This window comes from Chitinophagales bacterium (assembly GCA_020636535.1).
Classification (GTDB): domain Bacteria; phylum Bacteroidota; class Bacteroidia; order Chitinophagales; family JADIYW01; genus JADJSS01.
In genome coordinates this window covers 841,656-865,746 of sequence record JACJXT010000011.1, presented here as the reverse complement: position 1 = coordinate 865,746, position 24,091 = coordinate 841,656, and the positions used below count along the sequence as shown (strand labels likewise).

Genomic DNA, 24,091 nt, shown 5'->3' with positions numbered 1-24,091 from the left:
ATATGAATACAACTAATTGGGTTTCTAACGAAAAAAAAGCCATTCAGTTACTCCAAATAGCAGGAGAACTTTGGCTAGAACAAAATGTAGAATTGGTAATTTTTAGAAGAACACTAGTAGATAGTAGAACTTCTGAAGTACTCAACAATCACGAATATGCTTCAAAATACATTAAAAGTCCAGTAACTGTAGATACTACTTTGTGTATTGCAGAAGCTATTGCTCAGTTAGACTTATCTCCTACTAGAATTGATTTAGGAAGACTAGCAAAAGAGTGGTTAGAAGAAAAAGATAATTTCAATAACGACTGTTTAAGTTTTGTAAAAAGCAAACTATCGCAATCTATAGGAAAAGAAAAAAGAGTGTTAGAACCTAAACCAGTTGTATTGTTTGGTTTTGGAAGAATTGGACGACTAGTAGCTAGAGAATTAATTTCTCAGCAAGGTATTGGCGAACAGTTGGTTTTGAAAGCAATTGTTACTAGAGGAAACTCTGACCTTGAAATTCAAAAAAGAGCTACGCTAATGCGTAAAGATTCTGTACATGGAAAGTTTAGAGGTGTTATTAAAGAAGACTACGATAACAAAGCACTAATCATCAATGGAAATGTAGTACACATGATTTCGGCAAATGATCCATCTGCTATTGATTATACAGCTTACGGAATTGATAATGCTTTACTAATTGACAATTCTGGTATTTTTAGAGATGAAGAAAGCTTGGCTAACCACAAAAAATCAAAAGGAATTAGTAAAGTGTTGCTAACGGCACCTGGAAAAGGCAATTTACCAAATATTGTTTTTGGTGTCAATCAAGACGACTTTGATTTAGATAAAATTGATATTTATACTGCTGCTTCTTGTACTACCAACGCTATATCAACAGTAATTAAGGTAATTGATGATGCTTATGGCATTGAAAGTGGACATGTAGAAACAGTACACTCTTATACAAACGATCAAAACTTACTAGACAATTTCCATAAAAAATATAGAAGAGGTCGTTCTGCACCTATGAATATGGTAATTACAGAAACTGGTGCTGCAAGTGCAGTTACTAAAGTTTTACCAAGTATGGCAGGAAAATTTACTGGTAACGCCGTGCGTGTACCAACTCCAGATGTTTCTTTAGCCATTTTACATTTAAAACTCAATACAGCTGTAGATGGTATTGAAGCTGTAAACAAAGTTTTAGAAGATGCTGCTAGCATTGGTAACTTAGTAGAACAAATAGATTATTCTACTTCGCAAGAAATGGTGTCTAGCGATTGTATTGGCAATCCACATGCATCAATTGTAGATGCTCCTGCAACTTTAGTTTCGCCAGATAATAAAAGTATTGTATTGTATGTTTGGTACGATAATGAATATGGTTATACCAGACAAGTGGTAAGATTGGCAAAACATATCTGCAAAGTAAGAAGACTGACTTATTATTAATATATTTTTCTTTGATTTAGAAGCAAATAAAATCTGTTGTGCATTTAGATTTAGAAGCAAAAAATAATAATAATCGTCATTCTCAACTTGATTGGGAATCTTTCTTACGATTTTTACAGCAGATTCCAGATAAATTTCTTCGTTATACTATGAAATTTTCTGGAATGACGCTCAAATACAGAAAGAGTTTAAAGAATATAAAATTAAATTATGTTTGAAAATTTACAAGACAGATTAGAAGGTGCGTTTAAGAATATTAAAGGACAAGGTAAAATTACCGAACTCAATATTGCTACTACCGTAAAAGAAATTAGAAGAGCTTTAGTTGACGCCGATGTTAATTATAAAATTGCAAAAGAATTTACAGATACTGTTAAAGATAAAGCTATTGGTGCTGGTGTATTAACTTCAGTTTCGCCAGGACAACAAATGGTTAAAATTGTAAGTGATGAACTTACTACTTTAATGGGTGGTAATGTAAGCGAAATCAATCTAAAACCAAATCCTGCTATTATTTTAATTTCTGGATTACAAGGTTCTGGTAAAACCACTTTCTCTGGAAAGTTAGCCAATTATCTAAAAACAAAAATTAAAAAATCGCCTTTATTAGTTGCTGGTGATGTGTATCGACCTGCTGCTATTGACCAATTAAAAGTATTGGGCGAACAAATAGGTGTAGAAGTTTATGCTGAAATAGAAAATAAAAATCCAGTTGAGATTGCACAAAATGCTATTAATTATGCTAAGCAAAAAGGATATAGCGTAATTATTATAGATACTGCTGGTCGTTTAGCTGTTGATGAAGCGATGATGACTGAGATTGCCAATGTAAAAAATGCAGTGCAACCAGCAGAGACTTTGTTTGTAGTCGATTCCATGACTGGTCAAGATGCTGTAAACACAGCAAAAGCATTTAATGATCGTATTAATTTTGATGGTGTAGTATTAACCAAATTAGATGGTGATACTAGAGGTGGTGCTGCTTTATCTATTAAATACACCGTAAACAAACCTATAAAATTTGTAAGTCGTGGTGAAAAGTTAGATACACTAGATGTATTCTATCCAGAAAGAATGGCTCAGCGAATTTTAGGTATGGGTGATATTGTGTCTTTTGTTGAAAAAGCACAAGAACAATTCGACGAAAAAGAAGCAGCCAGACTATCTAAAAAAATTGCTAAGAGTCAGTTTGACTTTAACGACTTCCTACAACAAATCAACCAAATTAGAAAAATGGGAAATATCAAAGATTTGTTAGGTATGATTCCAGGTGTTGGCAAGCAAATTAAAGATATAGACATAGACGATAATGCATTCAAAAAAATAGAATCTATTATTTTTTCTATGACGCCAGAAGAAAGAGGCAATCCTGATATTTTAAATGGCAAAAGAAGAGAACGCATTGCAAAAGGAAGTGGTAATAATATACAAGAAATCAATGCTTTTGTAAAACAATTTGACCAAATGAAAGTAATGATGAAACGCTTTCAGAAAATGGGCATGAAGTAGTTTTTGTAGTATGACTACTGTGTATTTTTCAGTACATTACCTATATAGTTAAAAAATAATTAATATCATATATTTTATTTTTTATATCGAAAAGAAATACTTCATATGAGTATTGACACTAAGTTACAGATGGTGCTTATTTACTTAAACCAATATATCAACCACATTGGGATTTAATCATTTATCTTAAAACAGATTTTGAAACTGCTTTAAATCGTGGCATTCAGAGAGATGCTCCATTATTAGGTGGAATTGATAAAGCTATAGAAAAATATAATAATCGATATCACAAAGCATCTGCGATGTATATAGATTTAAATCAGCCAGAACAACTAGCACATATTATTATTGACAATACCAATTTTAATAACTTAATCATTAGACTTCTTTCATAATAATAGATGTTACTGATAAGTCTTTTTTAATTTATTCGTAGCAGATGTTTCTCGTAAAAGGACGCTGCGATAATTTAAAGGTAAAAAATACTTTCGCAGAGTCTCTTTTAGAAGACGCTGCTTTGAAGTGCATGAATTATGAAAGAAATCTATTGAAAAATAAAAAAACTCGTTGCTAAAATTTTAACAACGAGCCAAATAAAGGTTGATAATAAATAATTTTTTAAATAGGGCTTTTTCCTTGAATTATTCTAAGTAATATAGCAATAACTGCTATTACTAGTAAAATGTGAATTAACCCGCCAGCGTGCATTCCTAAGAATCCGATTGCCCATGCAATAATTAATAACAAGGCAATGATGTACAAAATGTTTCCCATGATATTTAATTTTAATTGGTGAATAATGATTTTATTTTTATTAATTTATTTCTTCTAATTCAGCTTCTATTGAATTTAATTGTGCCTTAATTGCATCTATTTCAGTGTCAAGCAAGACATCATTTTTCTTGATTTCAAGTGCTACAAGCTTTTCCTTAATTGCTTGGTTTTCTGCTTGTAACTCATCAATTTTCTTTTGTCTTAGCTTATCAATGTTTGGAGTTTTAGATTTTTTAATTTTCAATCTCAACTCATCAATTTTTTCTTGATTGTTTGCTAAAACAACTTCTGTAGAAGCTTTAAATGAATTCCAAGTTTCTATTTTTGATGCTCTTAAGATAGAATCTTGTCTAAGAGAATCTTGATAGGCAACTGTTACTTCTATACTTTTTTTGTCTTCAGAATTCATATTCTTACAACTAACAGTAAACCATACTGCTGCTAATACAATAAGTGTTACTAAATAAATTCCTTGTTTTTTTGGTTGTGTTTTCATATCATTTTCATTTAATGTTTAATAATAATTTATGATACAAAGTTATGTACGAAGCTATTGTTGTGCATTACACAACTTTCATGAACTCTTATAAAATTTCATGATTCTAAAATAGTTCATCAAGTGCCTACAAATAATTAAGTTTAAAAAAAGAGAGTATACTTTATTTAAAACACTTATCTTTACTTGTATATATCAATAATTTAAAATGCTACAGTTAATACTATGAATATCTATATAAAATATGATGTGTCGCTTTTATGTAAAACTATATTAAATGAACAGTTAGAAAAAACAACTAAAAATTTTGTAATTGTTAATCCTAATGAAATTGATTTCAAAAAAGATTTAACGAATGCAGAAATGAATACAATAAAAGATGCACTATCTGTTTATGGAATTGAAATTATAGATAATCAGAAATCTGTATTGATTCAAAAAATAAAAGATATTATTGTAGAGTTGGTTTGGTCTGATGCTACACCAAATGTTACTACTTCTGTATATATAGCAGAAAAACTAAATCATAGCTATGGTTATTTGTCTAGTTTGTTTTCAGAAATAACATTTACATCTATAGAAAATTATATTATCATTCAAAAAATTGAAAGAGCCAAACAGTTATTGGCAAGCGAAAGTGTTACACTAACAGAAATATCTTATTTATTAAATTATAGCAGTGTTGCACATTTGTCTAATCAGTTTAAAAAAATGACAGGTATAACGCCTTCTGCTTTTCAAAGAATAATTAAAAAAAGAAGAGAAAAAAGAATTAATACTTAAATCAAAAAATTATGACCAATAAACCAATGCAAATAGTTTTAGCAGATGATGATGAAGATGATAGACTATTTTTTTCTGATGCAATAGACGAAATTAAAATGAATACCATCACAAAATTATTTAATGATGGTGTTGAACTAATGAATTACTTAACACAAGTAGATGTAATATTGCCACATATTATATTCTTAGATTTGAATATGCCTAAGAAAAATGGAATGGAATGCTTAGAAGACATACGCAATAATGCAAATTTAAAAGATTTGGTAATTGCTATCTATTCTACTTCTGCTTCGGAAATTGATATTGAAAATACTTTTGTTCATGGTGCAAATGTATATATTAATAAACCAACTGATTTTAGTAAATTAAAATCGTTATTGCGAGAAGTATTGAGTACCAATTGGCAATTTCATACTTCTGGATTAAATAAAGATACCTTCTTGCTAAGTATTTAGTCTTATATTTTAAGATAAGAAAAATGTACTAATGAAAAATTTTATAGAAAAACTTGAAAAAATTTTAGTTGAAAATTTATTATACATAAGCTTATCATTATTATTTTTATTATTTTCATTATTCCTTTTTAAGTTATATCAAGTTTCAAAATCTCAAAAAAAGCTACAACACTCATACAACATTAAAGTAGATCTAAATAATTTAATGTACAATTTAAAAGATGCTGAAAGTGCACAACGAAGTTACTTATTGACAAAAGACGAAGATTATTTGGTAATATTTAAAAGTAAAGAAGTAGATATAGATAGTCTAATACTTATATTAGATAAACTTACTGTTGATGATACAGATCAAAGCAAACTTATTGATACTATAATACAGAAAATAAATTTAAGACTTAGTCATTTAAACGATAGAGCAACTGATTTTCAAAATTCAGATGATGATATTTTTGCTACAGATAGTTATAGAGTGAAATTTAGAAAAAGCAAATTATTAATGAGTGAAATAAATGATATTATCAATAGATTTGAAGATAATGAAAATAATTTATATTTAGAAAGAAGCGAAAAATTTGAAAAAGAACAACGACGATTACCTTACTATTCTATAGCATTAATATTATATACTACACTTGTTTTTATATTGGCTTATTTAAAAATTAAAAAAGACAACAATACACTAACTAAAGCAAATATACAACTAGAAAAAACACAAAGAGCTTTTTACTTTGCAGAAGAAATATCTAAAACAAGTCACTGGGAATGGAATATTACCACCAATACATTTATGTCTTCTGATAATAACTATAGAATGCTTGGATTAGAGCCAAACGAGCTTGAACCAAAATTAGAAAACTTTATGGAATTAGTTCATCCAGACGATAAAGAATATGTGTACGAGCAATTTATGAAAATTTTGGAAGAAGAAAAATCAATACAATTTATTGCCAGAATTACTACTAAACAAGGCAAACAAAAATATCTAGAAGTTACCAATAGAATATTTAATAATGCAGATGGTACTAAAACAGCCATAGGTACCAATCAAGATATTACCATACAATACATCACCAATAACAACTTAGAAGAAAGTTATAATACTTTACTAAAATTAAACAGCGAACTATCTTCTTTTAATTATGTAGCCAGTCACGATTTACAAGAACCACTCAGAAAAATCCAATTATTTATATCAAGAATTGACGCAGATACTGAAAATAAACTCACAGAAAAATCTAAAGATTATTTCAGTAAAATAAAAACAACATCGCAACGAATGCAAGCACTTATTCAAGATTTATTAATGTATTCTAGAATAAGCAAATCAAGTAGAGCTTTCGAAGAAGTAAGTTTAGAAACAAGCGTAGAACAAGCACTAAGCGATTTAAGTCAAGTAGTAGAAGAAAAAAATGCAATTATAAACTTTGCAGATTTGCCAACAGTTCATGTCATTCCATTTCAAATGCAACAATTGTTTTATAATCTTATAGGCAACTCCATTAAATTTACAGAAAAAGACAAACAGCCTATCATTGAAATTGCTTCAGAAATTGTAAATGCCGATACATTAGATTTTGTACAAAACAAAAATCAAAAAACATTCCACAAAATTACTTTATCAGATAATGGCATTGGTTTTGAAAATGAGTTTGCAGAGAAAATTTTTACTGTATTTCAAAGATTACATAATAAAACAGCTTATTCTGGAACAGGTATAGGATTGGCAATATGTAAAAAAATAATCGACAATCATAAAGGATATATTTTTGCAGAAGGCAAACCTAATGAAGGTGCTACTTTTACTATTTATTTGCCTGCTTAATTTTTTAGATCTAATGACTGTAAAATAGTTTAACCTAAATTATGCATCCGAGAACTTTCGGCAGGAAAAAAATAAGTCAAAAAACTATTAGTTTAATCTTGCGAAGCTACGCAACGCTTTTGCTAATAAAAAACTTTTGCTAATAAAGTTGAAGTACTACGCACTTCTTATTTGGCTATAAAAGTATGAAATACTTCAATATGAATGACCATGTGAGGAACTCATGGTATAAATAAGGTATAATTTGAGTTAAAAATAGGATGCCATACAAAACTGCATAGCAGTTTAACCTTATTAGAAAAAGCAAAAATCGTTTAAAAAATGCCGCGTAGCGGCATAACTTTTTATATAAACTTTTAGCTAAACTTACATAAGCTAGTCAAACCATTATTCATATAATTAATTTAATAACATAAAAATTGTGTAAAATTTGATTATTAAAATGTAAAACCAATACCATAGCATCATATTATATTTGCAGTAACTAACTATTTTTTTTAAAGAATTACTTAATTATGAAAGATTATTTGAGAGTACATCAAGAAATTATTGATTTAATTGAAAAGATTAAAATAGAGTTTCCTGAATTGTATGATTCTATTAACGAGATGCCAATTATAGACGATTTGAATAATACAGATACATTGAATACACAACAATTAGAAAAATATTTACACTCATTACAAAATAGGTACAACGCCTATAAATTGTCTAATGGACAATAATTGAGGTAACTCATATTCTTAGTTTTAAATTTTTCATTAAAATACTTTTCTTGTTTTATACAATACTGATTTATCTTACCTATAATATAAAACATACATTAATTTATATATCGTATAAGTCTGAATTAATTGCAGAAACTATTAAAAAACAAAAACAGTATCATTTATTATATTTATACTTTATTGATTTATAAAAAGTCTTTCCAGCAGTAAATAAAATGAGTGCAACCATATATAGAATCATTATATAAAAATAGTTAACTCATAATTTAGATTGATATCATTTCTGCGACTATCTGCGTAGTCTGCGGGAAATTTTTTAAAATAAATAGCTAACACATAACTTAGATGAATATCATTTCTGCGAGTATCCGTGTAATCTGCGGGAAAGTTTTTCAAAATAAAAATCTTATAAAATCATCTTAAAGTTGTGTAACAGCACTTAAGCAAACGCACTATAAATTTGCAGTATCAAAGTGATTAAAACAAATTATTTATAAACAATTAAAATTATTAAAAATGAAAAAAATGATCTTAACAGCACTGTCAATTGTAACAATGCTAACATCAATTTCAGCAAAACAAAACAATGAAACTTCTGTTTACGAAGGTTTCCAACATCCAGAAAGTGTAATCGCATACAAAAAACATTTGTTTGTGTCTAACACTGGTCAAGAACTAGAACCATTAGCAAAAGATGGCGATGGATACATTACTTTATTATCTAGAAAAGACAATACCGTAATAGAAGAAAAATTCATCTCAGGTTTAAATTCACCTAAAGGTATGTTTGTAAAAAGAGGTGTTTTATATGTAGCCGATATCGATAAAGTAGTTGGCTTCGATATCAAAACCAAAGAAAAAGTATTTGAAGAAAATTTGGCTCAAGAAGGAGCGTCTTACTTAAATGATGTCACTAAAGCACCATTCGGAATGTATGTTTCTGCTACGCTAAACGATGGTTTTTACAAAATAAACAACAAAGGTAAAGTGAAAGAAATACAACTTAAAAACGACCAACTTACAGGTGTTAATGGTATCTCTCGTAGACCATTAGGAAAAGTATTTGTTGCTAATTTTGGAGATGATGACCAACAAGGAAATGTAGGTAAATTTGGTGTAGTTAGAAAAAAATATAAAACATTAAAAAATGGTGGCATCAACGATGGTATTGTTACAAAAGGTAAAATCTACTATACCGATTGGGTTACTAAAACAGAAGATGATGGTGAAATAATTTCTATGCGTAGAAATGGAAAAAAAGTTAGAAAAAACAATATCGCTACCAATATTTCAGGTCCATCAGATATTTATGTAGATAAAAGACAAAGAGTATTATGGGTGCCTGCTATGAACGAAAATAAAATTGTAGCAGTTCCATTCTCACTTTTATAATCTATACACTACACAACTCTATTATATATTGATTTAATTTCTGGAAACATAGTCAACTAAAAGCAATTAAATCAAAAGGAGGTGTCGAAATTTCGACATCTCTTTTTTTATATTTTATAGTTAAGATTATAGTTTTAATTTGTAACTCATTAGACTTAATTTTTTAAGAAATGCTTACTCAACTTGATGACTGAAATAGAAATCTTAGCAGATAGAATACTAGCCAAAAAGTAAGCAAACTTCAATTTTTCTTTTTTGCAGAAAAAACAGATATATTATAAGCTTATATTATATAAATCTAAAAATACTTTTGCTTTTTGCAATATTGACAAACTCTAATTTTACTAATAATTTTTTGGTTCTTGATGTGTGCTTCTTACTCTGACTATATCTATTATATCTTTAAGTATCTTATATGATACTCTTATCTTTTTATATTCAAAACTTCTATAATTTCCTTTGTTATTTTTCTTGTATTTATCTCTTGGGTATCTTTCTGGTTGTTCTTTAAGTGCTTCTGTTTTACTAAGTATTTCGTCTAGTATATTATTTGCATTTTGTTCTGAGTCTTCTAGTATATTTTCATAAATTTTATTCAATTCTTTTGTTGCACTGTGTGACCATTTTATTGCTTTTATACTGCTCTTTTTTTCCATTCTTGAGCCATTTTTTTTACTTCTTCATGTGTATAAAATTTTCCTTCGGCTATTTCTTGTTCTGCTATTTCTATGTCTTTATTGTATTGTTCAATATCTACTTGATTTTTTTGCTTTAAATCTATAAATGATTTTATTACTTCTAGTATTGTTTTTTTTTCTCCTTTTCCTAGTTTTGGTAGGTATTCCACTATTTTTTTATCAAGCGTTTGTGTATCCATTTCTTTTTAGCTAATTACTAAGTTATGCATTTTTTTCTTCTTTTGTGTTAATTTGTAACTGAAAGAATAGTTATTAGTAAGATTATTATCAATCATCAATATCTATTTATATATTGATAGTGTTTATTTCTATAAATCTAACAATACTTTATTTGGATCTGTGCCGAACAACATTTTTTCTGGATGTTCTAAATAGTCTTTCACTGCTACTAAGAAACTAACACTGTCTTTTCCATCAATAATTCTATGATCGTAAGACAATGCCAAATACATCATTGGTTTAATAATTATTTGTCCGTTTTCTACAATAGGTCGTTCTTCAATTTTATGCATACCCAAAATTGCAGATTGTGGTTGATTGATGATTGGTGTACTTAATAAAGAACCAAACACGCCACCATTAGTAATGGTAAAAGTACCACCTTCCATGTCTTCCATTTTCAATTCGCCTTTTCTTGCCAACGATGCTAAGCGTTTTATTTCTAATTCTATATCTGCGAAAGACATTACTTCTGCGTTTCTAATTACAGGAACTACTAAACCTTTGTCGGTAGAAACTGCAATAGAAATATCTGCATAATCGTGTAAAATCATATTTTCATCATCGATGTAGGCATTTACTTTTGGAAATTGCATTAATGCTGTACTACATGCTTTGGTAAAGAACGACATAAATCCAAGACCAATGCCATGTTTTTCTGCAAAAGCATCTTTGTATTGTTTTCTTAAATCTAAAATTGCCGACATATCTACTTCGTTGAAAGTAGTAAGCATTGCTGTTTGGTTTTTAACATCTACCAATCTACGAGCAATGGTTTTACGCATACGAGATAGTTTTTCTACTGTTTCTTCTCGTGATGCTGTTTTATTGCTTAATAGTGCTTCTTCTAAATTTCTTGGTGTAGCTTTTAGAGCATCTGATTTAGTTATGCGTTGGTCTTTGCCTGTACCTTGAACTTCATTAGCCGCTACATTTTTTTCATCTAATATTTTTTTAGCAGCTGGCGATGGAGTTCCTTTAGCATACGAATCATTCGTTGACTCTTGTTTTTCTACTTTAGTCTCAACTTTTGGAGCTTCTTGTTTTGTTGCTTGCTTTGGTTCTTCTTTAACTACTTCTTGTTTTGGCGTTTCCTTTTTTTCTTCTTTTTTAGGTGCATCACTTGTAGCAAAGCTATCATCTATATAACCAATAACAGCACCAATTTCTAAATCGTCGCCATCATTTGCTTTAATTTCTATTTTTCCAGCAACTTCCGCAGGCAATTCAAAAGTAGCTTTGTCTGATTCTATTTCTGCCAATGCTTGGTCAATTGCAACAATATCTCCATCTTTCACCAACCATTCTGCCAATGTTACTTCTACTACAGATTCTCCTACGGTTGGAATTTTTATTTCGTGTTTCATATACTATATTTTATTTAACTAAAAGCTTTATCTACTAATTGTTTTTGTTCTTCTAAATGTATTTTATTATAACCAGTAGCCGATGAAGCTGCTTGTGCTCTTGCGATAACTTCAAACGATGCAGATTTTGGATAATTCAACAATAAGAATGAATAAGCTCCCATATTAATTGGTTCTTCTTGTACCCAAGCAATTTTGGCATTTTTATATTTTTTGATAATAGCGTCCCATTGTGTAAATGGCACTGGATATAATTGTTCTACTCTTACAATAGCAACATCGGTTCTGTTTTCTGTTTCTTTTCTTTCTAATAAATCGTAGTAGACTTTACCAGAACAGAAGAGTACTTTTTTAACTTTTGTAGCAGCATCTATATTATCATCGTCGATTAATTCTTGAAACTTGCCTTTGTAAATCTTCTCAATATCATCAACACATTTTGGATGTCTTAATAAAGATTTTGGCGACATATTAATCAATGGTTTTCTAAAAGGAAAAGCCAATTGTCTTCTTAATAAATGGAAAAAGTTTGCTGGTGATGAAATGTTTGTGATAATCATATTTAATTCACCACAAAGTTGTAGAAATCTTTCTAAACGAGCACTAGAATGTTCTGGTCCAGCACCTTCGTAGCCGTGTGGTAATAACAACACAATACCATTTTGTCTGTTCCATTTGGTTTCAGCAGCAGCAATAAATTGGTCGATGATGATTTGAGCACCATTACTAAAATCGCCAAACTGTGCTTCCCAAATCGTTAAAACATCTGGACTTGGCATGGCATAGCCATATTCAAAACCAAGCACACCATATTCTGATAAATGTGAATTGAAAATTCTGAATAATCCTTGTTTATCATCTATAAAGTTGAGTCGATTATATTCTTCTCCTGTATTTTCATCGTACAACATAGCATGACGATGTGAGAAGGTACCTCTTTTTACATCTTCGCCACTCATACGCACATCACTACCATCTAACAAAATAGAACCATAAGCAAATAATTCGGCAGCAGCCCAATCTACAGTACTGTTTTCTTTCATTAAAGCTCTTCTGTCGTCGAGCATTTTTTGAATTTTTCGTAGTGGATGAAAACCTTCAGGCACTTTAACTAAAGCTTTGATGATTTTTACTAAATTGGTTTTGGTAATTTTAGTTTCTGGAGAAGATTCAAAGTCTTTTTGAGTAGCTGTTCTTAATTTGTTCCAAGCTACATCAGTTGTTTGCAGTGTATATTCGCTTTTTTGTTTTTTGTGCTCATCTAAGCTTTCTTGTAATTCTTTCCAAAAATCTTTTTCTAATTCTTTAGACAAATCTAAATCTGCCATATTCCACTTGTTGAGTTTTTGGTTGTACAAGTCTCTTACACCAACTTTATCTTTGATGATTTTATACATTTGAGGTTGTGTATACGCTGGATCATCACCTTCGTTATGTCCGTGTCTTCTATAACAAACCATATCTATAAATACATCTTTATTAAATTTTTGACGATATTCTGCTGCTAACTCTGCTACATAAGTAACTGCTTCTACATCATCTCCGTTAACATGAAAAACTGGTGCTTGAACAGTAGCAGCAATAGATGTAGAGTAATTAGAAGAACGAGCATCATCAAAATCTGTAGTAAAACCAATTTGATTGTTGATGACATAGTGTATTGTTCCGCCAACAGTATATCCTTTTAGTTTTTCCATTTGGAGAACTTCATAAACTATGCCTTGTCCTGCAACAGCTGAATCGCCATGAATAGTAATTGGTAAAATTTTATCGTAATCAGAGTTATAAATAGCATCTGCTTTAGCTCTGCAATAACCTTGTACTACTGGATTGATAGCTTCGAGATGAGATGGATTAGGTAGTAGTTTTACATAGACTTCTTTTTTGTCCATGGTTTCGTATTGAGAAGAATATCCTAAGTGATACTTTACATCGCCTGTTCCAGAAAATAAACTTTTTCCTGGTGTAGAACCTTCAAATTCTGAAAAGATTTCATCGTAAGTTTTATCTAAAATGTTTACAAGTACATTTAAACGACCTCTGTGTGCCATACCAATTACAACTTCTTCTACATGTAAATTAGCTGCTACATTAATTAAAGCATCTAAAGCTGGAATAGTAGATTCTCCACCTTCTAGTGAAAATCGTTTTTGACCCAAAAATTTCGTTCCTAGAAATCGTTCGTAAACTTCTGATTCGTTAAGTTTTTCTAAGATTCTTTTTTTCTTATCAATTGGATGTTCGTAAGCAATATAACCTACTTCAATTTGTTCTCGCATCCAAGCCAATTCTTCTTTATCTATAATATAATTGTATTCCCAACCAATAGTTCTACAATATATTTTACGCAGTGTTTCTATTATTGTTTTCAAAGATACCTTTCCTAGTTGTAAAGCTTCGCCAGCATAAAATTCAGTATCTAAATCAGCTTCGGTTAAGCCAAAATTATGCAATTCTAGACCAGCATTTCTATCTTTTCGTTTTTTAATAGGATTGGTATCTGAAATTAAATGACCTTTATCTCTATATGCTTGTATGAGTTTAAGCACTTTAAATTCCTTTGGAGAAACATCTACATTGCTAGAATTTAGCGTTAACTGTCCGTTATCTGAATATTGTACTGCTAAATCAAATCCTGTAAAGAATCTTTGCCAATCTTTATCTACACTATTGTTGTCTTGCTTATACTGTAGATATAGTCCTTCTATATACTCGGCACTTGAATTGCTAATGACTGATAAGTCTTCCATTGTTGTTTTCGTTAAATTATTTTGCAAATATCGTTAATATCTTCTGATTTTAAATCAAACACTTCATCTAAATTAATGTTTTTTAATAATAGATTAAGTTTTAAAGATAATTTACTTTTTTTTTTCATTTACAATTCTTATTATTATCTTTGCACACTCAAAATTAAGAATAATGGCACATCATAAATCTGCTAAGAAAAGAATTAGACAAATTGCAAAAAGAAGATTAGAGAATCGTTACTATGGTAAAACCACTAGAAATGCAATTAGAGATATTAGAGCGACTACTGATAAAGCAGAAGCTACTAAGTTATTACCAGATGTATTTTCTATGATAGATAAATTAGCAAAAAGAAATCAAATACATAAAAATAAAGCAGCTAATTTAAAGTCTTCTATAATGAAGCAAGTAAATAGTTTATAATTTTTTATGGAAAAAGTATAGAAAGTGCGTCTTAATGATGCACTTTTTTTATTTTATGACTATAAATGATGCTGAAAAACTGAGTATAAAATATTGGGCAGAAGAAGATAGACCACGAGAAAAACTAATTTTAAAAGGTAGAAGAAGTTTATCGAACGCCGAATTATTAGCCATTATTATTGGTAGTGGTAGTAAACAGTTTTCTGCCTTAGATATTGCCAAACAAATATTGAATAGTGTTGATAATAATTTGTATGCATTGAGTAAATTTTCAGCAAAAGATTTAGAACAATTTAAAGGTATTGGAGAAGCAAAAGCTATAAATATTGTTGCTGCATTTGAAATTGCTTTTAGAATGAGCCAAAGTCAAGTTACACAGACCACACAAATTGTTAGCTCTAAACAAGTATTCCAATTAATGAATCATCTTTCACTTTTACCACACGAAGAATTTTGGATTGTATTACTCAATAATAGAAATGAGTTACTCAATACCGTAATGATTAGTAAAGGTGGACAAAATAGAACACTAGTAGATGCAAAAATTATTTTTAATACAGCGATTAAACAAAGTGCAGCTAAAATAATTTTGGTACACAATCATCCATCTGGCAATAATCAACCAAGTCATGAAGACAAAAAACTTACACAAAATCTTATTGAAGCAAGTACCATGTTAGACTTGCCAATTATAGACCACATTATCATAGCACAAAAAGAATTTTATAGTTTTAAAGACAATAGTTTATTATTTTAGTCAACTTTTTTATGAAGAATGAATACTAATACTTTCAATTAACAATAAAGTTTGACACAATACTAACTGCCTGCTATTGGCGAATCAAAAATACCTACAGCTAATTCTGCCCAAAGTAATAGAAAAAGAACAATAACCACTATTACACCAAGTATTCTGTATTTAGAATTAAATCGTCGCCAAACCATATCAATTACTAATAAAACACTAAATAGCAGAATACCCATTATTACAAAATCTAAAATAGACCAATTTATTGCATTGCTAAATTGCATAGCTATAAAAGGAATAGATAATAATGTTGCTACAACTCCGAAAATAACGATAAGTTTCTTTTTTGTTTTCATAATATTTTATTTTAAAAGTACTTTTTATTACAAAGTTAAATTTAATTTTTAAATTTCAGAATATTTCCATTGAAATTTTTGTTGAATAGAATTGTTAATACATCATTCTCATAAAAAAAGTGGATAATAATTCTTGTATTTTATTTGTTTTTTCAATGCATGCATTGTATTTTTAATGCCTTATTTTTAAAATAAATTTTTAAACTTTATGAGTCATACAACAGCAACAAAAAACTTATTACAAGGTGGCGAATTTTTAATCAAAAATTCTGATTACAAAGACATTTTTATTCCTTCTGATTTGAATGAAGAACAAAAAATGATTTTGCAAACCACTAAAGATTTTCTAGACAACGAAGTAATGCCAAATGATACTAAACTAGAAAAACTAGATTTACCATTGACCGTAGAATTACTAGAAAAAATGGGAGATTTAGGATTACTTGGCTTAGCAATTCCTGAAAATTATGGAGGCATGGGTCAAGATTTTAATACCAACTCTATTGTGGTAGAAGCTTTGGCAAAAGCAAGATCATTTACACTTTCTTGGGGAGCTCATGTTGGTATTGGAACTTTGCCAATTGTGTATTTTGGTAATGAAGATCAAAAGACAAAATATTTACCAAAGTTGGCAAGTGGCGAGTTAAAAGCTTGTTATTGTTTAACTGAGCCAGGTTCTGGTTCTGATGCATTAGGTGCTAAAACAAGAGCCGACTTAAATGCAGAAGGTACGCACTATATTATTAATGGTCAGAAAATGTGGATTACCAATTCTGGCTTTGCTGATGTGTTTATTGTTTTTGCACAAGTAGATGGCGATAAATTTACTGGTTTTATCTTAGAAAAAGATATGGAAGGATTGTCTCTTGGTGCAGAAGAAAAGAAAATGGGTATTAAAGGTTCATCTACCAGACAAGTATTTTTTGAAAATGTAAAAGTGCCTAAAGAAAATTTACTTGGAGAAATTGGCAAAGGACATCTAATTGCTTTTAATATATTAAACATCGGAAGATATAAATTAGCTATTGGCTCACTTGGTGGTGCTAAAGTAGTGTTAGAAGCTGCTGCAAAATATGCTAACGAAAGACAGCAGTTTAAAACACCTATTGCAAAATTTGGTGCTATACAATATAAAATTGCAGAAATGGCAGTACAAATTTATGCTTGTGAGTCGGCTTGTTATAGAGCTTCTGATGTGATTGACAATAAAGAAAAAGAATTATTGGCAGCAGGCAAATCTTTTCAAGATGCGATAATGGGTGCTGCTGATGAATACGCCATTGAGTGTGCTTTCTTAAAAGTACATGGTTCTGAAGTTTTAGATTACTGTGTTGATGAAGCAGTGCAAATTCATGGTGGCATGGGTTTCTCTGAAGAAACTGTGGTTTGTGGTGCATATAGAGATGCTAGAATTAATAGAATTTTTGAAGGTACTAACGAAATTAACAGATTACTTACCGTAGATATGTTATTGAAAAGAGCAATGCAAGGTAAGTTAGATTTAATGACGCCAGCAATGGCTATTCAAAAAGAATTAATGAGTGTGCCTGATTTTGGAAATGATGAAGATGATAATGCTTTAGCTAACGAAATTAAAGTAGCAGCTAATACTAAAAAAGCAGTGTTGATGGTAGCTGGTGCAGCAGTTCAAAAACTAATGAAAAGTTTAAAACATGAGCAAGAAATTTTAATGAACATTGCCGATATGATTTTAGAAGTCTATGCTATTGAATCAACAGTTTTGAGAACACAAAGAGAAATTGATAATAGAGGAAATGAGGAAGCAAGTATATATATTGATTTAGCTAAAGTATATATAAGTGATGCTGTTGAAAGAATTAATTTATATGGAAAACATGCATTACAATCATTTGCAGAAGGCGATGAGTTACGAATTATGTTAATGGGATTAAAACGATATACTAAGAGTGAAATTATCAATACTAAAAATGCAAGAAGACGCATTGCAGACAAAGTATTAGAAGCAGAAGCATATTGTTTCTAATAAAATTAAAACTAAGAAAAGAAAAAGGAAAGTAAATTTTTGCTTTCCTTTTTTTTATTTTAGATGCTAATGTATAAATGTATTTTATTAATTAGTATATTTTTGTTGATATTTAATACGAGTTGTCAATATAAGTATAATAATCATTATAAAATTGGACAAAAAATTGATAGTTTAAATGGTGTTTTTGTGTACTATAATGGAGCAGTTGGTAATGTTGTAGAAAGAAATACAAGTATAGATGGTTATAATATTGGTTTAAAATATCAATGTGTAGAATTTGTAAAAAGATATTACTACGAATACTTAAACCATAAGATGCCAAACAGCTATGGTCATGCTAAAGATTTTTTTGACCAATCACTAGCAGATAACACTTTAAATGAAGCAAGAAATTTAATGCAATTTACCAATGGCAGCATACAAAAACCTCAAGTCAATGATATTATTATTTTTGATAAAACAAAATTTAATCCATATGGACATGTTGCTATAGTGGCAAGTGTTGACAAAAATTACATTACTATAATTCAACAGAATACTGGTAAGTTAGCATCAACTAGAAAAAAGATAAAGTACTACCAAAAACAACATAAATATTTTTTACAAAGTAAACATGTACTTGGCTGGTTAAGAAAAATAATTTGAATTTAAAATTATATGTATTAAGCAATCAGATTATCAATTTTATTGTAATCTCTTTTTGAGTGTTTCTGTAATACTTTTCATTCGGTCTAAATTCATTAAAAGTGCTAAACCAAGCTTTATAGGAAACAATATTATATATAGAATAACTAATAGATAATTTGGTTTTGGATTTAATTTTTCAAATCCAAATTCGCTAAAATATTTTCCAGAAATTTTTTCACAAAACCAAATCTCAGTATTATTTAAACCACCATTTTTCCAATTTGCAGCTCTTTCTTTTTTAAAGCCAATAGCTTTGCTGTCCATTTCAATAGAAGAACTTTCTTGTGTTATTTCTAACATTTTATTAGTAAAATCTACTTCAATATGATTGCAAATGCTTTGTATAGTTTGAGTTGGATTATCAATTAAATTTTCAAATATAATTGTTTTTACTGCTTGGTTGTTTTTAAATTCTAACGAAGCTTTTATAGCAGCATTCCACAATTTGCTCAGCGTAATTGGATGATAATTGATGCGTAAACGAATACTTTCTTTTCTAGTAATATACCAACCACCTAATTTTCTGCGTTTCCATTTATTTTTTTGCGACAACATAATGGCTCTTGGATCTCGAACCATATTAATAACTTTAGCGTTCGGAAATAAATCGAAAATTTCTTTTAAGTAAAATACATTTTGTGGCGTTTTTTCGCAAACAATAGATTTATTGTTAAGTGCAACTTCTCGTTTGGCAAATTGGTAAAAAACATTTTCGGCAGTCAACTCATTTTTGTCAATACTATTGATTAAAGATTTTGCTTCTTCAGTAAAAACCGTAGTATCGTTAAAACCAGTGTTGTAACCTTTTCTTTGAATGAGCAACAATTTTTCAGCAATAACAATAGCTTCACTTTCGCTAATTATTTTGTCTTTATCTTTTGATGACCATAGCTGTTCAAAAAAATGCAATTCATTTAATACCATTAACTGTGGATGTTGATTCAATACTCTCAACATCAATGTCGTACCACTTCTAGAATTGCCAACTATAAAAATAAATTTATTGGAAAAGTTCAAAATGTTTAGCTTTATACAAAAGTAGAAATATTTTCATTTTTTTACACATGAAGCGATATTATTTCATAACAATAATGCTATTAAATTTTATAAATATTAATTTTATTCATGCAGATGATATTTTAAAAACTATTCCAATTATTGGAGCAGTTACAGACAATAGTGCATCTATAGTTTTTAGTACCAATAATACAATAAAAGGTGCTGTTCAATTATCTAAAGATTCACTTTTTAAGTATATACTTAACTTTCCTTTTGAAGACAATAAATATTTGATTAAAATAAATATGGAAAAACTAGAAGCCAATACACCTTATTTTTATAGAATTACCAACGATAAAGAACAGACTATTTTTCAGAGTAGCTTTACTACATTTCCCAAAACAAATACGAATAGCAATTTTTCATTTGCATTTGGTTCTTGTATAAATTTACCTTATAGCGACACTATTTTTAGTACAATGCAACAACACAATCCAAAGTTTTTTATACAAATTGGCGATTGGATTTATCCAAACAGAAAATTATTTACTACTTCAGATACTACAAAATTTTATGCAATAGACAATACTAAAAATATTGAGCAATCATACTATTTAAGATATAGCTTGCCAAACTTCTCAACATTACAACATCAAATTCCTATTGATTATATCTACGATGATGAAGACTTTATTAAAGATGATTGTAGTAAATATTCATATACTAAAATTATCAAACAAAATACCACAGTTACATTTAAAGAAATTCAATATAATGAATATTTAAAATCGAATGTAATTCAAGCATATCAACAATATTTTCCTAATTACCCTATACAAAGTGAACAATCTGCTTATCATAGCTTTACTTATGGCAATGCTGAGTTTTTTGTTTTAGACACAAGAGGAACTCGTAGTGCAAATACTGAGATATTTCAACCAACTAAAAAAGGAAAGTACAAATATAAAATGACTAAAAATCATCAGTTATTAGATAGTACACAACTTAATTGGTTATTGAACGAACTCAAAAATTCGACTGCTACATGGAAATTTATTGTGAGTAGTGTGGCGTACAATCCAAAATTGAAAAAGCTGTTAGATTTATGTATGATGAAGATCAATCAAAACAGAAAATTGCCAAACGGAAAAACTGGAATGGAAGTAGCAATAGAATTATCTGCTTTGTGGTGTGCATTTCCTAATACTAATAAAATATTAATAGATTTCATACAAAATAATCATATAAAGAATGTAGTAGTGTTAAGTGGTGATGCTCACACAGCTTTAGTAGAAAATGATAAAAAATCAACACTTCCAGAATTAATGGCTGGTGCTTTAGCTCAAGAAAATAGTGAGTTAGGATATATATTAGAAAAACAACTAAATTTAAAAGTGTACAATAAAGGTCAAGGTATTAATAATAAAAACTTTAATAATGCATTTGGTAATGTAAAAGTCTTTGGTAACGATTCTATTCAACTACAAGCCATAGACGAAAACAATCAAATATTGTTTACAACTACTTTGCACAACGGAATTTTACCATCAAAATTTAATTATAGAAAAAATAGTAAAATAACATTTGGTGATAAAACAAAATCGTTTTTTAAAATGATTGGCATATATTTAAGAAACAGAAAATCATTAAAATAAAAATTTATGAATATACAGCACGATTTTATAGCAGCAAACGGAATTAACTTACATGTTGCCAAAGCAGGAAAAGGCAAAAAACTTGTAGTACTTTTACATGGTTGGCCAGAGTTTTGGTATACTTGGCGATATCAGATTCCAACTTTAGCAGAACATTATACCGTTTATGCACCAGATTTGCGTGGATTTAATGATAGTGATAAACCTAAAGGCATTAACAACTACAAAACAGATGTTGTTGCTAGTGATATTGCTGAGTTAATCAAACAATCTGGTTTTGAAAAAGCATTTATAGTAGGACACGATTGGGGTGGTGCTGTTGCTTGGTCGTTCGCTGCTATGTATCCAGAATTAACAGAAAAGTTAGCTGTATTAAACTGTCCATATCCAAAATTAATGTTGAAATCATTTAGAGAAAATCCATCGCAGTTACTACGAAGTTGGTATATGTTTATGCATCAAATTCCTATTTTACCAGAATTAGTTTTGAAGTATACACTACCCAATTTCTTCAAACAATTTTTTCGTGGTTGGATGTTTCATCCTGAAAATTTTACAGATGAAGACTTACAACATTTTGTAGATGCATTTCAAAAAAAAGGAGCATTAACTGGTTCTATCAATTATTACAGAGCAATGTTGCAGACTAAACCAAACCTTAAAATATTTAAAAATAATATACAAGTTCCTACACTTTTAATTTGGGGCGAAGGTGATAAAGCACTTGGAAAAGAACTCACCTACGACACAAAAAAATATGTTGATGCAACCTTAGACATAAAATACATATCTAATTGTTCACACTGGACACAGAATGATTGTCCAGAAGAAGTAAATAAATATTTATTAGATTTTTTTAAATAAACCACTATGGACTAAAAGTCCATAGTTTTGTTACGGACTGAAAGTCCTATTTCGGACAGTACTTCTCTATTCAATTATAAAATTATCATTTGAGTTCGTATTTGGATTCCTATGATGTTCTAAATATTCATTTACCATTTCATCTGTTATATTACCTGTACTCCAGCAACCATAACCTATTGCCCAAAAATGACGACCCCAATATCTCTTCTTTAACTCTGGAAACTCTATCTGTAATTTTCGTGAACTGCGTCCTTTCAATAATTTTACCATGCTACTTATTGATTGTGATGGACGATATTCTATATGCATATGAATATGATCTTTGGATACTACTCCTTTCAATATTACAATATCTTCTGCTTCACATATTTGCATCAAAAGACTTCTACACCTTACTTTTATATCTCCTTCCAATACTGCATATCTATATTTTGTAGCCCAAACAATATGTACTGTAAGCCGTGATATGCTATGACCATTGACCCTTTGGTATTCCATACTACAAAAGTAAACATTTTTAGAAGCTAAAGCGAAATGCACTAAAGTGCATAGTTTTAACTATTTTTGAGACCAATAAATAGATATGCCAGTACTACCATCAATAGCAATAAAATCTCCGAAATGGTTAAGCAATGGTCATTTGCAAACCATCGTTCCTAATTTTTATAGAACAGTTGATGGCATTTCATTTACTAGAGAACGAATTACTACTTGGGACGATGATTTCTTAGATTTAGATTGGAGCAGTGTAAATAGTAAAAAACTGGTTATTATTTCTCATGGATTTGAAGGTAGTACTGACAGAGTTTATGTAAAAGGTTTGACAAGAATTTTTAATGAAAATAATGTTGATGTTTTAGCATGGAATTTAAGAGGTTGTAGTGGCGAAGACAATAAGCAACTCTATGCTTATCATTCTGGAAAAACAGACGATTTAGATTTTGTAATTCAACATGCAGTTAAGAAAAACAAATATAATTCAATTAACTTAATTGGAGTTTCACTTGGTGGAAATTTGACACTCAAATATTTAGGAGAAGAATTATACGAAAGTGTAAAAAACATAGAAGCTGCAATGGCAATTTCTGTTCCTATAGATTATGTAAGTTCATTTCCTAAATTATTATCATTCAAAAATATGATATATGAAAAAAGATTTACCAAACAAGTAAAAGAAAAACTAAAACAAAAAGTTAATAAGCATCCAAATAAAATCGATTATAAACATGCATTGGCATCTAAAAACTTATGGGAATTTACCGACAGATATACAGTTCCTGTTTTTGGTTTTAAAGATGTAAACGATTACAATATAAAAGTACAAGCTAAAACATATATTAACAATATTAAAACACCAACATTATTACTCAACACCGATAATGATCCATTGCTTACCAAAGCATGCTATCCAATAGAAAGTGCTAAGCAATCTAAATATTTACATTTAGAAATTCCAATCAATGGTGGACATGTTGGCTTTTGCGAAGATTTAAATGCTAAACACAATTGGTTAGAAAAAAGAGCCGTAAAATTTCTAGTAAATGGATTTTAAAATTCGACTAATCTTCATTCTTATTCAAAATAAACAAAGCTGCTAAAACACCAGGAATCCAACCTGCAATAGTTAAAAGCAATACAATTAAAATACTACCACAACCTTTGTCATAAACTGCCAATGGTGGAAAAATAATACTTAAAATAACTCTAAATAACGACATAGTTCTTGTTTACTACTATAACAAAAATAGTCAACTATAAGTTCCAAGAGTTAATCATTTAAATAGACACTGGAGTTTTATAGTTAGTTTTAACCAAACTGAAATTAAAAATGTTTTTAGTATGCAGTAACAAAAAAGCATCTAAAAGTTAAACTCTTAGATGCTTCGGTAAGTATTATTGAATGAGAGAT

General features: G+C 29.3%; 24 protein-coding genes. 14 read left to right on the top strand and 10 right to left on the bottom strand.

Going from position 1 to position 24,091, the window contains the following annotated elements; genetic code table 11:
* The first annotated feature begins 2 nt into the window (after positions 1–2).
* Both H6553_04080 and ffh read left to right on the top strand, forming a co-directional pair.
* Positions 3–1,439, top strand: coding sequence for a glyceraldehyde-3-phosphate dehydrogenase (locus H6553_04080; protein ID MCB9032995.1), 1,437 nt, complete (start codon positions 3–5; stop codon positions 1,437–1,439).
* A gap of 210 nt (positions 1,440–1,649) precedes the next feature.
* Positions 1,650–2,948, top strand: a complete 1,299-nt coding sequence (ffh, locus tag H6553_04075) for a signal recognition particle protein (GenBank protein MCB9032994.1) — start codon at positions 1,650–1,652, stop codon at positions 2,946–2,948.
* A 618-nt stretch (positions 2,949–3,566) separates the two neighbouring features.
* Here ffh and H6553_04070 read toward each other — a convergent pair.
* Both H6553_04070 and H6553_04065 read right to left on the bottom strand, forming a co-directional pair.
* The gene (locus H6553_04070) at positions 3,567–3,722 is read right to left on the bottom strand and encodes a lmo0937 family membrane protein (protein ID MCB9032993.1); all 156 of its coding nucleotides are present in this window, start codon (positions 3,720–3,722) and stop codon (positions 3,567–3,569) included.
* Between the two features lie 40 nt (positions 3,723–3,762).
* Entirely contained in the window at positions 3,763–4,218 is a 456-nt protein-coding gene (locus H6553_04065; protein ID MCB9032992.1) for a hypothetical protein, read from the bottom strand.
* A gap of 225 nt (positions 4,219–4,443) precedes the next feature.
* Here H6553_04065 and H6553_04060 point away from each other — a divergent pair, with 225 nt between their 5' ends.
* The 5 genes from H6553_04060 to H6553_04040 all read left to right on the top strand — a co-directional run bounded on the left by H6553_04060 (position 4,444) and on the right by H6553_04040 (position 9,404).
* The gene (locus H6553_04060) at positions 4,444–5,001 is read left to right on the top strand and encodes a helix-turn-helix transcriptional regulator (GenBank protein MCB9032991.1); all 558 of its coding nucleotides are present in this window, start codon (positions 4,444–4,446) and stop codon (positions 4,999–5,001) included.
* 11 nt (positions 5,002–5,012) lie between these two features.
* Positions 5,013–5,459 (top strand): response regulator, encoded by a 447-nt coding sequence (locus tag H6553_04055; GenBank protein ID MCB9032990.1) that lies wholly within the window; start codon positions 5,013–5,015, stop codon positions 5,457–5,459.
* Between the two features lie 31 nt (positions 5,460–5,490).
* Positions 5,491–7,284 carry a CHASE3 domain-containing protein gene (locus H6553_04050; GenBank protein ID MCB9032989.1) on the top strand — a complete coding sequence of 598 codons (1,794 nt, stop codon included), beginning with the start codon at positions 5,491–5,493 and terminating at the stop codon, positions 7,282–7,284.
* A 515-nt stretch (positions 7,285–7,799) separates the two neighbouring features.
* Complete coding sequence (locus H6553_04045) at positions 7,800–8,009, top strand: hypothetical protein (GenBank protein MCB9032988.1); 210 nt, start codon at positions 7,800–7,802, stop codon at positions 8,007–8,009.
* Between the two features lie 519 nt (positions 8,010–8,528).
* Entirely contained in the window at positions 8,529–9,404 is an 876-nt protein-coding gene (locus H6553_04040; protein ID MCB9032987.1) for a hypothetical protein, read from the top strand.
* A gap of 344 nt (positions 9,405–9,748) precedes the next feature.
* On the opposite strand, the gene H6553_04035 is transcribed toward H6553_04040, so the two are convergent.
* The 4 genes from H6553_04035 to H6553_04020 all read right to left on the bottom strand — a co-directional run bounded on the left by H6553_04035 (position 9,749) and on the right by H6553_04020 (position 14,438).
* On the bottom strand, positions 9,749–10,060 hold the full coding sequence (locus H6553_04035; GenBank protein ID MCB9032986.1) for a type II toxin-antitoxin system RelE/ParE family toxin: 312 nt from the start codon (positions 10,058–10,060) through the stop codon (positions 9,749–9,751).
* Positions 10,039–10,281 carry a hypothetical protein gene (locus tag H6553_04030; protein MCB9032985.1) on the bottom strand — a complete coding sequence of 81 codons (243 nt, stop codon included), beginning with the start codon at positions 10,279–10,281 and terminating at the stop codon, positions 10,039–10,041. Before H6553_04030 ends, H6553_04035 begins: the two co-directional genes overlap by 22 nt.
* 129 nt (positions 10,282–10,410) lie before the next feature.
* Entirely contained in the window at positions 10,411–11,688 is a 1,278-nt protein-coding gene (gene odhB / locus H6553_04025; protein MCB9032984.1) for a 2-oxoglutarate dehydrogenase complex dihydrolipoyllysine-residue succinyltransferase, read from the bottom strand.
* Positions 11,689–11,702: 14 nt separating this feature from the next.
* A complete protein-coding gene (locus tag H6553_04020) occupies positions 11,703–14,438 on the bottom strand; it encodes a 2-oxoglutarate dehydrogenase E1 component (GenBank protein MCB9032983.1) in 2,736 nt (911 codons plus the stop codon).
* A gap of 172 nt (positions 14,439–14,610) precedes the next feature.
* Here H6553_04020 and H6553_04015 point away from each other — a divergent pair, with 172 nt between their 5' ends.
* Together H6553_04015 and radC are read left to right on the top strand one after the other, a co-directional pair.
* Positions 14,611–14,862 (top strand): 30S ribosomal protein S20, encoded by a 252-nt coding sequence (locus tag H6553_04015; protein ID MCB9032982.1) that lies wholly within the window; start codon positions 14,611–14,613, stop codon positions 14,860–14,862.
* A 55-nt stretch (positions 14,863–14,917) separates the two neighbouring features.
* Complete coding sequence (gene radC, locus H6553_04010; protein ID MCB9032981.1) at positions 14,918–15,619, top strand: DNA repair protein RadC; 702 nt, start codon at positions 14,918–14,920, stop codon at positions 15,617–15,619.
* A gap of 62 nt (positions 15,620–15,681) precedes the next feature.
* Here the strand turns inward: radC and H6553_04005 are convergent, their stop codons facing one another.
* Positions 15,682–15,966 (bottom strand): hypothetical protein, encoded by a 285-nt coding sequence (locus tag H6553_04005; protein ID MCB9032980.1) that lies wholly within the window; start codon positions 15,964–15,966, stop codon positions 15,682–15,684.
* A 208-nt stretch (positions 15,967–16,174) separates the two neighbouring features.
* Here H6553_04005 and H6553_04000 point away from each other — a divergent pair, with 208 nt between their 5' ends.
* Together H6553_04000 and H6553_03995 are read left to right on the top strand one after the other, a co-directional pair.
* The gene (locus H6553_04000; GenBank protein ID MCB9032979.1) at positions 16,175–17,971 is read left to right on the top strand and encodes an acyl-CoA dehydrogenase family protein; all 1,797 of its coding nucleotides are present in this window, start codon (positions 16,175–16,177) and stop codon (positions 17,969–17,971) included.
* Between the two features lie 63 nt (positions 17,972–18,034).
* Positions 18,035–18,619, top strand: coding sequence for a CHAP domain-containing protein (locus tag H6553_03995; protein ID MCB9032978.1), 585 nt, complete (start codon positions 18,035–18,037; stop codon positions 18,617–18,619).
* 39 nt (positions 18,620–18,658) lie between these two features.
* Here H6553_03995 and H6553_03990 read toward each other — a convergent pair whose 3' ends face one another.
* The gene (locus H6553_03990; GenBank protein MCB9032977.1) at positions 18,659–19,678 is read right to left on the bottom strand and encodes a sulfotransferase; all 1,020 of its coding nucleotides are present in this window, start codon (positions 19,676–19,678) and stop codon (positions 18,659–18,661) included.
* 47 nt (positions 19,679–19,725) lie between these two features.
* Here H6553_03990 and H6553_03985 point away from each other — a divergent pair, with 47 nt between their 5' ends.
* Positions 19,726–21,315, top strand: coding sequence for an alkaline phosphatase D family protein (locus H6553_03985; protein ID MCB9032976.1), 1,590 nt, complete (start codon positions 19,726–19,728; stop codon positions 21,313–21,315).
* 6 nt (positions 21,316–21,321) lie between these two features.
* Entirely contained in the window at positions 21,322–22,179 is an 858-nt protein-coding gene (locus H6553_03980; protein MCB9032975.1) for an alpha/beta hydrolase, read from the top strand.
* Between the two features lie 66 nt (positions 22,180–22,245).
* Here the strand turns inward: H6553_03980 and tnpA are convergent, their stop codons facing one another.
* A complete protein-coding gene (gene tnpA / locus H6553_03975) occupies positions 22,246–22,680 on the bottom strand; it encodes an IS200/IS605 family transposase (protein MCB9032974.1) in 435 nt (144 codons plus the stop codon).
* Positions 22,681–22,765: 85 nt separating this feature from the next.
* On the opposite strand from tnpA, the gene H6553_03970 reads away from it, so the two are divergent.
* The gene (locus H6553_03970) at positions 22,766–23,734 is read left to right on the top strand and encodes an alpha/beta fold hydrolase (GenBank protein ID MCB9032973.1); all 969 of its coding nucleotides are present in this window, start codon (positions 22,766–22,768) and stop codon (positions 23,732–23,734) included.
* Positions 23,735–23,741: 7 nt separating this feature from the next.
* On the opposite strand, the gene H6553_03965 is transcribed toward H6553_03970, so the two are convergent.
* On the bottom strand, positions 23,742–23,900 hold the full coding sequence (locus tag H6553_03965; GenBank protein ID MCB9032972.1) for a YqaE/Pmp3 family membrane protein: 159 nt from the start codon (positions 23,898–23,900) through the stop codon (positions 23,742–23,744).
* Positions 23,901–24,091 lie beyond the last annotated feature (191 nt).

Coding starts and splice junctions, on each gene's coding strand:
- H6553_04080 (MCB9032995.1), top strand. CDS start 3: ATGAATACAACTAATTGGGTTTCTAACGAAAAAAAAGCCATTCAGTTA.
- ffh (MCB9032994.1), top strand. CDS start 1,650: ATGTTTGAAAATTTACAAGACAGATTAGAAGGTGCGTTTAAGAATATT.
- H6553_04070 (MCB9032993.1), bottom strand. CDS start 3,722: ATGGGAAACATTTTGTACATCATTGCCTTGTTATTAATTATTGCATGG.
- H6553_04065 (MCB9032992.1), bottom strand. CDS start 4,218: ATGAAAACACAACCAAAAAAACAAGGAATTTATTTAGTAACACTTATT.
- H6553_04060 (MCB9032991.1), top strand. CDS start 4,444: ATGAATATCTATATAAAATATGATGTGTCGCTTTTATGTAAAACTATA.
- H6553_04055 (MCB9032990.1), top strand. CDS start 5,013: ATGACCAATAAACCAATGCAAATAGTTTTAGCAGATGATGATGAAGAT.
- H6553_04050 (MCB9032989.1), top strand. CDS start 5,491: ATGAAAAATTTTATAGAAAAACTTGAAAAAATTTTAGTTGAAAATTTA.
- H6553_04045 (MCB9032988.1), top strand. CDS start 7,800: ATGAAAGATTATTTGAGAGTACATCAAGAAATTATTGATTTAATTGAA.
- H6553_04040 (MCB9032987.1), top strand. CDS start 8,529: ATGAAAAAAATGATCTTAACAGCACTGTCAATTGTAACAATGCTAACA.
- H6553_04035 (MCB9032986.1), bottom strand. CDS start 10,060: ATGGAAAAAAAGAGCAGTATAAAAGCAATAAAATGGTCACACAGTGCA.
- H6553_04030 (MCB9032985.1), bottom strand. CDS start 10,281: ATGGATACACAAACGCTTGATAAAAAAATAGTGGAATACCTACCAAAA.
- odhB (MCB9032984.1), bottom strand. CDS start 11,688: ATGAAACACGAAATAAAAATTCCAACCGTAGGAGAATCTGTAGTAGAA.
- H6553_04020 (MCB9032983.1), bottom strand. CDS start 14,438: ATGGAAGACTTATCAGTCATTAGCAATTCAAGTGCCGAGTATATAGAA.
- H6553_04015 (MCB9032982.1), top strand. CDS start 14,611: ATGGCACATCATAAATCTGCTAAGAAAAGAATTAGACAAATTGCAAAA.
- radC (MCB9032981.1), top strand. CDS start 14,918: ATGACTATAAATGATGCTGAAAAACTGAGTATAAAATATTGGGCAGAA.
- H6553_04005 (MCB9032980.1), bottom strand. CDS start 15,966: ATGAAAACAAAAAAGAAACTTATCGTTATTTTCGGAGTTGTAGCAACA.
- H6553_04000 (MCB9032979.1), top strand. CDS start 16,175: ATGAGTCATACAACAGCAACAAAAAACTTATTACAAGGTGGCGAATTT.
- H6553_03995 (MCB9032978.1), top strand. CDS start 18,035: ATGCTAATGTATAAATGTATTTTATTAATTAGTATATTTTTGTTGATA.
- H6553_03985 (MCB9032976.1), top strand. CDS start 19,726: ATGAAGCGATATTATTTCATAACAATAATGCTATTAAATTTTATAAAT.
- H6553_03980 (MCB9032975.1), top strand. CDS start 21,322: ATGAATATACAGCACGATTTTATAGCAGCAAACGGAATTAACTTACAT.
- tnpA (MCB9032974.1), bottom strand. CDS start 22,680: ATGGAATACCAAAGGGTCAATGGTCATAGCATATCACGGCTTACAGTA.
- H6553_03970 (MCB9032973.1), top strand. CDS start 22,766: ATGCCAGTACTACCATCAATAGCAATAAAATCTCCGAAATGGTTAAGC.
- H6553_03965 (MCB9032972.1), bottom strand. CDS start 23,900: ATGTCGTTATTTAGAGTTATTTTAAGTATTATTTTTCCACCATTGGCA.